Annotated in this window: 10 protein-coding genes and 3 pseudogenes; 2 read left to right on the forward strand and 11 right to left on the reverse strand. The window is 60.0% G+C overall.

Annotation, left to right across the window (positions count from 1 at the left end):
• Positions 1-3,815: pseudogene (locus F3H98_RS31385) on the reverse strand (hypothetical protein); the annotation flags it as partial.
• Positions 3,816-4,141: 326 nt separating this feature from the next.
• A complete protein-coding gene (locus F3H98_RS27930) occupies positions 4,142-4,567 on the reverse strand; it encodes a hypothetical protein (RefSeq protein WP_149763916.1) in 426 nt (141 codons plus the stop codon).
• An 84-nt stretch (positions 4,568-4,651) separates the two neighbouring features.
• Between F3H98_RS27930 and F3H98_RS32020 the strand changes: the two genes are divergently transcribed.
• On the forward strand, positions 4,652-5,008 hold the full coding sequence (locus tag F3H98_RS32020) for a recombinase family protein (RefSeq protein WP_244621954.1): 357 nt from the start codon (positions 4,652-4,654) through the stop codon (positions 5,006-5,008).
• 166 nt (positions 5,009-5,174) lie between these two features.
• On the opposite strand, the pseudogene F3H98_RS27940 reads toward F3H98_RS32020, so the two are convergent.
• The 3 genes and pseudogenes from F3H98_RS27940 to F3H98_RS27950 form a co-directional block, all read right to left on the reverse strand.
• Positions 5,175-5,756 (reverse strand): annotated as a pseudogene (locus tag F3H98_RS27940) (sigma factor-like helix-turn-helix DNA-binding protein); the annotation flags it as partial.
• Positions 5,757-5,883: 127 nt separating this feature from the next.
• Positions 5,884-6,108, reverse strand: coding sequence for a hypothetical protein (locus F3H98_RS27945; RefSeq protein WP_149763918.1), 225 nt, complete (start codon positions 6,106-6,108; stop codon positions 5,884-5,886).
• A 439-nt stretch (positions 6,109-6,547) separates the two neighbouring features.
• A complete protein-coding gene (locus F3H98_RS27950; protein WP_149763920.1) occupies positions 6,548-6,703 on the reverse strand; it encodes a transposase in 156 nt (51 codons plus the stop codon).
• Positions 6,704-6,816: 113 nt separating this feature from the next.
• On the opposite strand from F3H98_RS27950, the pseudogene F3H98_RS32675 reads away from it, so the two are divergent.
• A pseudogene (locus tag F3H98_RS32675) lies at positions 6,817-6,978 on the forward strand (hypothetical protein); the annotation flags it as partial.
• A 16-nt stretch (positions 6,979-6,994) separates the two neighbouring features.
• Here F3H98_RS32675 and F3H98_RS27955 read toward each other — a convergent pair.
• Genes F3H98_RS27955 through sctX form a run of 6 tightly spaced genes read right to left on the reverse strand, consistent with a single transcriptional unit; the run spans position 6,995 to position 11,780 of the window.
• Positions 6,995-7,237 carry an EscF/YscF/HrpA family type III secretion system needle major subunit gene (locus F3H98_RS27955; RefSeq protein ID WP_149763922.1) on the reverse strand — a complete coding sequence of 81 codons (243 nt, stop codon included), beginning with the start codon at positions 7,235-7,237 and terminating at the stop codon, positions 6,995-6,997.
• 44 nt (positions 7,238-7,281) lie between these two features.
• The gene (locus F3H98_RS27960) at positions 7,282-7,494 is read right to left on the reverse strand and encodes a hypothetical protein (RefSeq protein WP_188130608.1); all 213 of its coding nucleotides are present in this window, start codon (positions 7,492-7,494) and stop codon (positions 7,282-7,284) included.
• Complete coding sequence (gene sctD, locus F3H98_RS27965; protein ID WP_244621955.1) at positions 7,491-8,864, reverse strand: type III secretion system inner membrane ring subunit SctD; 1,374 nt, start codon at positions 8,862-8,864, stop codon at positions 7,491-7,493. The genes F3H98_RS27960 and sctD overlap by 4 nt, the downstream gene beginning before the upstream one ends.
• 5 nt (positions 8,865-8,869) lie before the next feature.
• Positions 8,870-10,966, reverse strand: coding sequence for a type III secretion system export apparatus subunit SctV (sctV, locus tag F3H98_RS27970; RefSeq protein ID WP_149763929.1), 2,097 nt, complete (start codon positions 10,964-10,966; stop codon positions 8,870-8,872).
• Positions 10,963-11,343, reverse strand: a complete 381-nt coding sequence (sctY, locus tag F3H98_RS27975; RefSeq protein ID WP_149763931.1) for a type III secretion apparatus assembly chaperone SctY — start codon at positions 11,341-11,343, stop codon at positions 10,963-10,965. The genes sctV and sctY overlap by 4 nt, the downstream gene beginning before the upstream one ends.
• Before the next feature lie 5 nt (positions 11,344-11,348).
• The gene (gene sctX / locus F3H98_RS27980; RefSeq protein WP_149763933.1) at positions 11,349-11,780 is read right to left on the reverse strand and encodes a type III secretion apparatus assembly protein SctX; all 432 of its coding nucleotides are present in this window, start codon (positions 11,778-11,780) and stop codon (positions 11,349-11,351) included.
• Positions 11,781-11,782 lie beyond the last annotated feature (2 nt).

Genomic DNA, 11,782 nt, shown 5'->3' on the forward strand with positions numbered 1-11,782 from the left:
AGCCGCTCGGCGCGGCGAAGCACCTCACCGGCGATCACAACGGTGGCCTGACGTGAGTTCTCCTCTTGCGGCCACTTGCTGAAGCCGTTCACCAGGTTCGCCAGCACCTGCGGACCAAAATCAGAGAGCCGCTCGGCGTGGCCGGCCCAACGAAGGATCTGACCGGCGATCGCCACCGTGGCGTCGCCACAGCCCGTCTCGTCAGGCCACTTGCTGAAACCGTTCACCAGGTTCGCTAGCGCCTGCGGATCGAACCCAGACAGCTGGTCGGCGCGGCGACAGACCTCACCAGCGATCGCAACGATGGCGTCGCCACAGCCCGTCTCGTCAGGCCACTTGCTGAAGCCGTTCACCAGGTTCGCCAGCCCCTGCGGATCAAACCCAGACAGCCGGTCGGCGCGGCGACGGACCGCACCGGCGATCGCAACGATAGCGCCGCGGCAGTCCTCCGGCCACTTGCTGAAACCGTTCACCAGGTGCGCCAGCCCCTGCGAAGTGAAATCAGAGAGCTGGTTAGCGCGGCGAAGCACTTCGCCGGCGATCACAACGATTCCCTGACGTAAGTTCTCCTCTTGCGGCCATTTGCTGAACCCGTTCACCAGGTTCGCCAAGTGCTGCGAGGTAAAATCAGAGAGCCGCTCGGCGCGGCGAAGCACCTCACTGGCGATCCCAACGGTGGCCTGACCTGAGTTCTCCTCTTGCGGCCATTTGCTGAAGCCGTTCACCAGGTTCGCCAGGTGCTGCGGATCAAAATCAGAGAGCCAGACATTGCCGCGGCCGGCGCGGTGACGGACCTCCCCGGCGATCGCAACGATAGCATCACCACAGCCCGTCTCGTCAGGCCACTTGCTGAAGCCGTTCACCAGGTTCGCCAGCCCCTGCTGAGTAAAGTCAAAGAGCCGGACGTCGCGTTTAGCGCGGCCAACGACCTCTCTGGCGATCGCGAGTGTGGCGTGGCGACAGTCCGCCTCTCCCGGCCACTTGCTGAAACCGTTCGCCAGGTGCGCCAGATCCTGCGGATCAAAACCAGAGAGCCAGACATTGCCGCGGCCCGCGCGGTGACGGACCTCACCGGCGATTGTAACTATAGCGCCGCGGCAGTCCTCCGGCCATTTGCTGAACCCGTTCACCAGGTTCGCCAATCCCTGCGAAGTAAAAGCAGAGAGCAGCTCGGCGCGGCGGCGAAAGAGCTCACCGGCGATCGCGACTACAGCGCCGTGGCACTCCGCCCCTTCCGGCCACTTGCTGAACCCGTTCACCAGGTTTGCCAGTATCTGCGGATTAAAGTCAGACAGGCCGGCTCGGCCGGCGCGGTGACGGACCTCATCGGCGATTGCACTTATAGCACCGCGACACTCCGCCTCTTCCGCCCACTTGCTGAACCCGTTCACCAAGTTAGCCAGGTTCTGCGCAATAAAAGGAGAGAGCCGGGGAGCGCGGCGGCGGATCTCGACGGCAATTGCTACTGAGGCCTCACGAGAGTTCTCCTGTTCCGGCCACTTGCTGAAACCGTTCACCAGCAGGGCCAGACTTTGACTGTTGGCCTCCCGAAGCGCTCCGCCTTGCTCACACAAAAATTCGGCAATTCTGATCATTCCATTACGGCATTCCGCCACTCGGGGATATCGACTGAACGACAATACGAAAAGCGAAAGCGCTCTGCTTTCGACGTCGTTTAGCGTATTGTCGAGCCTCGACACCTGAGCCGCCATGGCCCTGCAAGCTTTCATACCTGCCTGACCTTCAGCCTCGCGGCTCACTGCGTTGCATGTCGTGGCATACCCCCAGGATTTCCAGGCGCGGACATCTTGCTGCCATCTTGGGACAAATTGACGTGAGAACTCGGCAGCGGCCTTTTGCAGGAATGTTGCGTGGTTCGCTTGGCCCCGCAGCTTCTTGTCATGCTCCACCACAGCGCTTGAGAATTTATCGATGTCGCCAGCGAAGCAAATATCGTGTAGAGCGTCATTAAGTTGCATTTCCGAGCGTGCGCGGACACTCCGCGCGGCTACATTGTAGACACGCCGTCTTCGTGCTCCTCTATCCGGGTCGGACACGGTTTGCCTATGGGGTGGGAGCGCGTCTGGTTGCGATGTTCTGGCTCCTTGATCGCCGAGCCAGGGTTCGCCATCAGAACGCAAAGAGCTTTCTTCTAGCGCTGGCGCTCCACCCTGCGACACGGAGGGAAAAGCCGTCGCCGACGATGACGCCTTCGCATGGGCGTCCTCCGCGCTCACGAGCTTCTTCGTACCTAGATCCGAGAGCACGACAACCTTGGCTGCTGGCGCCGTGTCGCTGTCGACCGCAGCGACTTGCGGCGCCGGCCGCCCGGCGGCCGCACTCCCGGCGCCAGCGGCCGGCTTGCGCTTGTCTTTCCCCTTCCTGCGCGTTGCAGTGCCTTCGGCCACTGCAGCCTTGCCGGCAGTGTCGGCCAGTATCGCAGCGCCAGCGTCAGCCGGCGATGCAATGATGGCTGGCGTCTTCGTCTGCAGTGCCAGGATGCGCATGACCTCGTGCGCAGTGATCCACGCGCCGTCCACGATCTGGCCCAACAGTTCCAATGGGGGACCGACACCTGTTCGGTCATCGCTTAGCTTGTCAAGGATGTCGTCTTGCAACGCCAACGCAAATTCCGAAAGCCGCTCCATGACTCCTTCCAGAACGGCGCAGTGCTCTGCGTCGAGTGGGCGCCCGTTGCTGCGCAGAACAGCGTCGGACGTCGAGAGGAATGCCGGAAAAACGTCTTCGATGAAGGTTCCCAGCAGACGCACCCGCCCGTTCTCACCCATGAGGATTTCCCTCACGGCTGCTTCGAACATGCTTGCCTGCGGCTCAATCTTGACCTGCGCGAGAGCGACCCGCGATTGCAGCTGCATGACCTTCGTATTCAGTGCCCAGCCGGTGTGCAGCCGCAGTGCAGCCTCTTCGTCCTGCCGCATCTCGGCCGTTGTACTTGGTAAGTTGGCAGTGGCGGCGCAGACGGACCGCATCCGTTCGCAGCGACGTGCCTTCTTTTCCCACCACTCCATGCAGGCCACATAGCGCTCCGCCACGCCGGAAGCCACTTTGCTCAGCTGGTCCGGGGTAGCGTTGGATTGGAGCGCCCGGTCGAGCACGGTGGCCGCACTCTTCCTGCGCTCTTCCAAGCGGGAGATAGTCGCGTAGCCCAATGCGTTGCATTGCTCCGCTGCATCGAGCGCATTGTCGCGGAGTCGACGCGCCTGATCGTCGGACAGAATGCTACGCGCCACAGACGGGGGCAGGCTCGCGCGGTAGTCCAGAACTGTTGAGCCTGCATTGACGACCCGATCGATCAGCTCTTGCGCCTCCTCCGGGTTCTGGGCTCGCTTGGCCGCATTACGGCAAGCGTCAAGTTCCTCAAGCAAGCCGTCCATTCGTCGCTTTGTTGCGTTGATTTCTTCGCCGGTCAAGGAAATGGGGACTGCCACACCCGAAGTTGGCGGCTGGCTGGCGACCGGCGCCGTGGCTCCCCCCTCCGATACTGAGGGAAACCCGCGCCGCCGCGCAATGACTGCGCGTGGCGCAGCGGCTGCGCGTAGCGGAGCGCCCAGGATTCGATGTGCGCCAACGGAGGGACCGGAAGACCCGTCACCAAGGGCATCATCGGCACCGCGCGCGGAGGACGTCCCTCTATCTTGAGGCCCAGAGCGCATCCGCTCCACGACGGAATCGAACGATTGACTGCCCTCCCCAAGGGCAAGACTTGATTCCGAGCGCGAACTGCTCGATCCCCACGTGCTGTCGGCTCCAGCATTCCCAATGCGCGATATCCCAGGTCGGCCAATGCCCGTCATATTCCATCTCCGATCCAGGCGAGAATGCGCTGCCTATAGTGTTGGGGCTGATGTTCCTCAGCCGAGGGCTTTGGCGTATAAGTGCAATCGCCCAGATGGCACATGGTCTTCCCGAACGGGGCCCAGCGCCTTTCACCAGCCGCTCAACGCGCTTGCGATTGAAGTGCACACCCCTATCGGTGAGTTCTAGCTAGATAGACCGCCTGGCTGACGATCGGCTGACGAAGCCGTTCTCCCGGACGCACAAAAGAAAATCCAACCTGGCTTAAGCGTTAGCGATTAATGAAATCAGGCTTCGGCCTACACCGACCGGCGAAGCCCGCAGGTCAGGCCGAAGCCTGAAGTTGCGGGGGGTCTTGCTGGGCTGCCAGTCGGCCGCCGGCATGAGAAGATCGAGTTGCCGCCCTTGAGCATGCTGTTCCATCATCGCCTCCATCGTTGCGAATCGCTTCAAGTGATGACGACAAGGATACGCCCTGCGTGTCGATAAGCCGGCGCAGCCCGCGCAGGCAGGTGAAGGAAAGCCGTGGCGTGGCCACCATCGGCGGCGTCGCCGCGCCGGTCTCGGTCATCCACGCCGGCAGCAGCAGCCGGCCGCCATCCGGCAGTTCGACGACAAAGTGGGCGTCGCCGGCGTAAAGGAGATGACGCACGACCGTGAGGCGAGCGCCGGCATGCGGGTGATGCGGATACTGGACAACGACTTCAAGCGGCTGTTGCTGGGCAGTATGTCGCGGGTTCGAAGGGAACAATGAGTGAAGCCGAGCTGCATGTGATCAAGGCAAGGCTGCGAGGAGGCATCCTCAATAAGGCGAGGCGAGGCGAGTTTCGTTGCAATGTGGTACTTGAGCCAGACATGCAAGTCAGGGAGACGATCGTCCATTTCTTCGGGACGTTCGCTCGCGTCGGATCCGCATCCCAGACCGTCAAGGCCTTTCGCAAGGAAGGCCTTCTGTTTCCATCGCGCTTGCACATCGACCGCGGTGCGCGTCCTGAACAATCCGCGCTACGCCGGCGCCTATGCCTATGGCCGGCGACACTATCGGCGCGCCATCGATGGCAAGAAGACTGTGCGTGCACGCGTCAATGATGACTGGCTGGCCTGCATCCCCGATGCTCATCCCGGCTACATCAGTTGGGAGCAAACATCAGGAGAACCTGGAGATTCTCAAGGCGAACGGTCGTGGATATGACGCGGCACGAGCATCAATCAAGGGAAGGCCCGGCGCTGCAGCAAGGTCGGGCCGTGTGCGGGCAATGCGGACGGCATTTCCGAGTTCGTTACGCTGCCCGCCGCGGCCGGCTGGAAGCTTGGTACATCTGTGATCGCGCCCTTAGCTATCGCGCAGAGCCGTTTTGCCAGTCGATCGCCGGGCCTCCTGTCGATGAAGCCAACGGCATGCTAATTTTCGAGGCGCCCATCGCTGCGACGAACAGCTTCATGGGGCGCGCTTCGCCGGTGACGGGATCGAAGAGGTCGATGGTGTCGCCGGCGAAATCGACAAACACCTTCTCGCCGCCCAGGTGTGTCTGGCGCATCGTCGGGCGCGCGCGCCCTTTCCAGGCCTCGAAGGTCGTGCAAAACCAGGTATAGCCAAAGCCGTCGGGATTGGTGGCACGATACTCTTCCCACAGCAGCACCCGCGTTACGCCGCGGCGGCGTAACTCCTTCTCCACATAGGCCCAATCGGGCACCGGCCGGCTGGGGCTTTGCGACGCCGCCTTCGGCGCCGGGAAGAGCAGCAGCTCGAGGCCTTCGTCATCCATTCCTTCAGGCAGCGGCCAGCTCAGCCCGGCAAGACGGGCGCGCCGCAGATAACCATGCACGACACCATTGCTCACCCCGAGCGTGCGCGCGATGACGCGTTCGGTCAGGCCCTGGACATGCCTTAGACGTAAAACTTCTCTGATCCGGCGCATCGACAATCTCTGGGTTGGCATCAGGCTTCCTCGTTTTGAACGAGGCATCCTGTAGACCGGTTGAGTTGTCGGCCGAAGCGTCCAGCACCTCCGAAAAGGTGCTCACGATCCTCTGAAATCGCTGCTCACGATCGTCTGAAATCGTTGCTCATGATCTCGTGAAATCCGTGCTCACGATGCGGTGAAATCCGTGCTCACGATCGCCTGAAACACGCACGCTGTCGACGTGATCGAGGATCAGGCTGACCATCAGCTTCGTCACTGATCGACGCGTCTCGGCGGGCAGTGCTTGCCATTGCGGCGTCTGCGCCGTCTTGGCGTCGTTCGGGTTCGAAAACAGATCGAACTGGTATGTCGTGGGTTGGCGCGGCATGGATATCTCCCCGATTCGAATCGTGAGAGCCCAATGCTGCGCCCATCTCCTGCGATTGCGATGGGGCACCCTTGTCCCGGAGTAGGATCGCCAGGGCACCGATCGCGGCAAGGTTGACAAGCGGAGCAGTCGTCATGCGCCAGTTCGAGCCCACCGCCCGGTCGAATATCCACGCCGGAATCTCCAGCCACCGGTGCAATGGCTGGCCAGAAAGGGTGCAGCGGAAGACCGCCGCATCACCCTTCTCGATCACCTCATGGACAAAGACTTGCCGCTCAGCCCAGGGATGCCATGGATAAAGAAGCTCGCGCTCAACATCGGTCCCGTGGGTGTTCCGTCGTCGAGTTGTACAACAGCCTTCATCCGCACAAGGCGCTCGGCTATCGTTCACCCCGCGAGTTCATCGCGGATCAAACCCAACCCTGATGATCGTGTCCGATCATTCGGGGGCAACAACATGCTGGCGGGTGATGTCATGCCGGCGCGCAACATCCGATACCGTCGCACCGTCCATCCCGACTTCCGATAGGATCTCCAGCTTCCGCTCAACCGACCAGCGCCGCCGCCGCTCAACACCCAGAACCTCTTGCCGCATCCGCCACCTCCTTGACGACGTCAAAACGACGTCGTTAACGACGTGAACTTACCGCCTCACACGCCTTCGAATAAGGCGGCCCAAATCGGCCGGTTACGGCAGGCCGCGTCGGTCGATCACGAGCAGAGGGTTCGAAATGCGGCAGTCCAAGTCTGCGAACGGCGCTGATACAGCTCGCATGGGTCTCGCTGCGCCATCAATCGCGCGCGGGTGCCATTGCGCACGGTCGAATACGGCTTGCCGGCCGGCAGAGTGCTGCACAATTAAATTGCTGAAAATCTAACCAAATGTTCAGTTGATTTTCTGGGCCACCCCCCTCAGGGCGTCGTAAAGCAGCTTGACCATGCTCGACTCCAAAGTCAGGTTCAGGCTCCATTGCTGACTTAGGGACTGAAACTTAATGAGGTCGGAAGCGTTGTCCGGGTCCATGGAAGCCATGAAGCTCCTCAGGTTTCTTTCTGCTGCAACAGTTGCACCACCGAGACTGCTGTTGATACCGCGGCCGTTAAGGCCGCCATCAGGTATAGACGACATATTTATCTCCTATTTACAAGTCCTTATTTAGCACAATACTCCTTCTATGTAGTATCTATTATCTCTCTCGCTGCATCTATCGCGTCCACAATGACTTCCAATACTTCGAACGTGCGCTTGGAAACGCCAGCATCCATTTCACGTTTCAACGATTGCCGCCAGGTATCGAATTCCCTCTCTAGGGCAGATCTCTTTGCACCGTCGAAATCACTTAGCAGCCGCCTCTGCAACTCAAGCGGGGCCATTACTTCGCTCACCCTTTTTCCTCCTCCGCTATCCATCTCGGCTTGCTCGGATAGGGAACATGCACCTCATCCGCGCCGATGCGCACAGAAATTCCGCCGCGATCGATGGCAACGATCTGGCCCAAGCTTTCGAGACTGTCGCCGATCTTCAGGCGCGTTCCATTCTCAACGACGATGAACGGCGTTCGGCCGAGGTGTACACCTCTCGGCGCCGGCAATATGACGGGCGTGAACTGCGTCTCAAGCGGGATGTAGGGTGCGAACTTCTCCTGAAAGCGGGAAGCGACGTTCTGCCACGCTTCAAAAGCAATCGGAGTCAGCTTCCCCGAAACGAATACGCCGTCTGGCTTCGTCAAGATGCGAATGGAGCGACGCAGTTGGGCCGTCATCGCGGTCTCTAGAAAAACGCGAGCGCGCTCGGGTGTAGCGATCGCGTCCTCAACTTCGCCTAGCCCTGGAATATCCTGCCGCAGGCGATGAAGCGCCGCTGCGACCTTCGCATCGCTCGGTCCATGTCCTGTTAACGTGATCTCTCCGGCGCCATTCAACCGAACGCTGCCCTCGATTCCGAAGCCGCTGATGACCGTCTTCACAAGGTCGACGAGTTGTGAATCCGACAGAGTGGCCGGTCGTTTGAATAACACTTCCGCCTCAAGGCCAGCGTTGCGTAGGGCGGCTTTCAACTCACTATCGTCTCCAGGTCGCAAGTCTCCTTCGATGACCAGTTTGTCGTCGACGACCGTGATATTGAAATTACGTGCGACCTTCAAATCGCGAATGATATCGCGCGCTATCCTCATCCGCTCAGCGGCCGGAGCGGCTTCTGGGGCGGAGGGAGGAACTCGCCCTAATGCCGCCCAAACCCCGACAGCCGGCGTAAACAGGAGAGCGCAAGCTACTGCGCCGAGCCGTAATCGCCGTGGTATGGAGCCCACCATAAGATATATCTTTCGGCCGACGAAAGCCGACGCTGCTTCGGCACCGGTGACGAGACACGCGGAAGTATCCAGGTCCCCGCTTTCGACCACGGAGTCGAACTCGGGAAAGCTGCTCCCGGCCGGACCGATCCCGAAGATCGTCCGCCCAACCTGTATCGGAGTCAGCGGATCGAGCTCCGTCCAGTTGTCTGACGTGAGATCCTTCCCGCCGATGCGCACACCTGGTGCGAGGGCAATAATCTGGATGCGTCCCGCCTCGACGGCAATGCGAAGATGTGAGGCAGCCAGTTCCGGGTCAGCGAAGGTGAGGTCATCGGTGGCGCTGGAACCGATCAGCCAGCCTCCTTCCTCCAGCGAGGTCTCTGCACCCCGATTGGGACCTGACAGCACGCGTAGGGTCAGCTTGGCTTCATCACCAGCCAGAGTAACGTATTCCATGTTCATATCTCTCACGACAGCGATATCCTTGCCAGCGGCTGTACGGAGATATCGGGGGTAAGCTCCTGATACGACAGCACGGAAAGCCCATAGAGATCGACTTCGATGATCTTGCGCAAGTATCGGCGGATATCGATGGAAGTCAGCAGCACGGGCTTGTGCCGCTGCTGGCCGACATTGCCCATCGCCTCTCGCACCTTATCAATGATCTGCCGTGTGGTGCGAGGGTCGAGGGCCAGATAACTGCCAGCGGAAGTCTGCCGAATAGCATTACGCACCGTGTCTTCCACTTCCGGCGTAAGAATGTAGGCTGGCAATACGTTCATGCCGTCAGAATGCCGGAAACAGATTTCCCTTTTCAGCGCACAGCGCACATGCTCAGTGAGCAGAACGTTGTCTTTTTCCTTCTGTCCCCATTCGACCAGTGCGGTGAGGATGGTGCGCATGTTGCGCAGCGACACCTCCTCGGAGACCAGTCGCTTTAAGATTTCAGAAATCCTCTGCAGGGGAACGGACCGCAGTACCTCCTTTGCGAGTTCCGGGAAGGATCCTTCCATGTGATTCAGCAGAATTTTTGTTTCCTGGATCCCGATAAACTCATCTGCTTGCCGACGCAGGACATGACCAATGTGGTAGCTCAGGATCTGAACCGGTTCCAGAAATGGGATACCGGCGGCTTGCAATGACTCGCGATGTGCAATGTCCACCCAAGCGGTCTCGATCTGAGGCAGGAAGGGTTTATCGAGAATATATGGAATGCCCAGGATATCGAGGTTCTCGGGGATATCACGAGCCAAAAGATACTGCTCCCGTAATTGTCCTTCACCACATGGTATTTCGTTTACCATGATGGTGTACGCGCCATCCATGCAGCTGTCGTTGACGCGCAGATTAATGCCTGGAAAAGGAACGCCGAGATCGAGCAGGAGCGCCTGCCGCACAGCGGCCAACTCCTTGTTGAGCCGGTCTGGCCGGATGATTCTCTGAACATCAGGACCTATGTCGACCATCACAGGAACCGTGAGGGTAATGGCATCGCCGCCTTCGCTGCTTCGCTCAGCCGGGTCGTCCGACGCCGTCCCGAGCGCCCTCATGCCGGCGATCGAGTAGGAACTCACCGCCGGCGGTGAAGGCCGCCGACTGCGCTGCAATAACCAGCCACCGCCTCCAGCCAATACTGCCAAGATCACGAAAATCACCGTAGGAAAGCCAGGCACGAAAGAGAACAGAAGGAGGATGAATGATCCCACGATCAGTGCTCGTGGTTGGGCTGTGACCTCGTCTCCAATCTCACTACCGAGATCTGAGCCCTTATCCTTGTCGCTTACCCTCGTGACGATGAAACCTGCCGTGATTGAGGTGAAGAGAGCCGGGATCTGACCGACGAGCCCGTCCCCGATGGTCAGGATGGCGTAAATCTCGAGAGCCTTGTGCAAGCCCATGCCCTTTTGCAGGGCGCCAATCGCGATGCCGCCTATGATGTTCACGGCGATGCTGATCAAGCCTGCGATGGCGTCACCTTTGACGAACTTCATGGCACCGTCCATGGCGCCGTACAATTGGCTCTCGCGCTCGACGGCGGTGCGCCGCCGACGTGCTTCTTGGATATCGATGCCACCCGCACGCAGGTCGCCGTCGATGCTCATTTGCTTGCCCGGCATCGCATCCAGGGAGAATCGTGCGGCGACTTCAGCCACGCGCTCGGATCCTTTCGTGATGACCACGAACTGCACAATGGTGATGATCAAGAAGGTAACCGCGCCCACCACGAGATTCCCGGCGACCACGAAGTCGCCGAAAGTCTTGATGATCTGGCCGGCGTCTGCGTGGAGCAAGATCATGCGTGTCGCGGCGATGCCGAGCGACAACCGAAAGAGCGTTGTCAGCAAAAGCACCGACGGGAAGGAGACGAACGCAAGGGGTGACTTGATATAAACTGCGACCATCAGCAGGAGCGCGGAGATTCCCAGGTTGACAGCCTGCAGTACATCCATAAGGACCGACGGCAGCGGAATAATCATCATAAAGATGATCGCAATCAACAGCGCCGCCAGAATAATGTCGTTTCGGCCAGTTGCAGCCGCCTGGACCCTTTTGAGAAAATTCACACTGCTCTCCCCCGCGAAGCACCCGGCACGGCCACCTCTGTCAGCAGTGTTGCGACCATTCGCTGACAGGCTCTCGCCTCGGATCTGAGGCCCAGTTTCCAATATGCCTTGACCCGCACCTGTAACATCAGGAATCGGCCCTCATCATCTAGCGGGTGCTCAAGAATCCGGCCCGCCTCAGCAACGGCTTCCTCGCAGTGTCCCGCACGCAGCAGTGCGAGACAGCGTGCATGTCGTGCCCAGCGCGATCCGGAGTCGAGACGATCAAGGGCGACCAGCAGCTCGGCTGCATTGTGAGGATAGCCGAATTTGATATAGAGATACGCAAGCACCGATAGGACATCGCGCTTGTCGGGACTGATGAGCGGTTCCGTCATCAGGATTATCCTCGCATCAGAGCGCGGCAGGCGTTGTCCAAGAGAAACCGGTCGCATCGCGCCCGATCGAGGACCGAGAGCGCGTCGCGGAACACGGCGCGATCTGAATCCTCCGTTTGCGCCGCCAAATCGGCCAGCGATGCATGTGCGGCCTCGAGCGTCGCAACGTATGTCGCCGATTGGAGGATTCCGGGATTCGCGATCGGGGGAGCGAAGGCGGCGATCATCAGCTCGTCGGCGGAGGGGGCGTCGTAGAGCAGATCGAATTGCAAAGCCGGCCGAGTATCGACTACTGGCGCGCCACGAGCGCCCAGCAGCGGCACAACAAGTTCTGCCCGGATAAGACCACCAACGTCGAGTCCCGTTTGCCGCAGTTCCGCCAATCCAGAGGCGGATTGAGCAAAAAAATTCAAGCTACCAGAATCGATGCTAATCATTG

Source organism: Neomesorhizobium albiziae (assembly GCF_900114255.1).
In the GTDB taxonomy this organism is placed as follows: Bacteria; Pseudomonadota; Alphaproteobacteria; order Rhizobiales; family Rhizobiaceae; genus Neomesorhizobium; species Neomesorhizobium albiziae.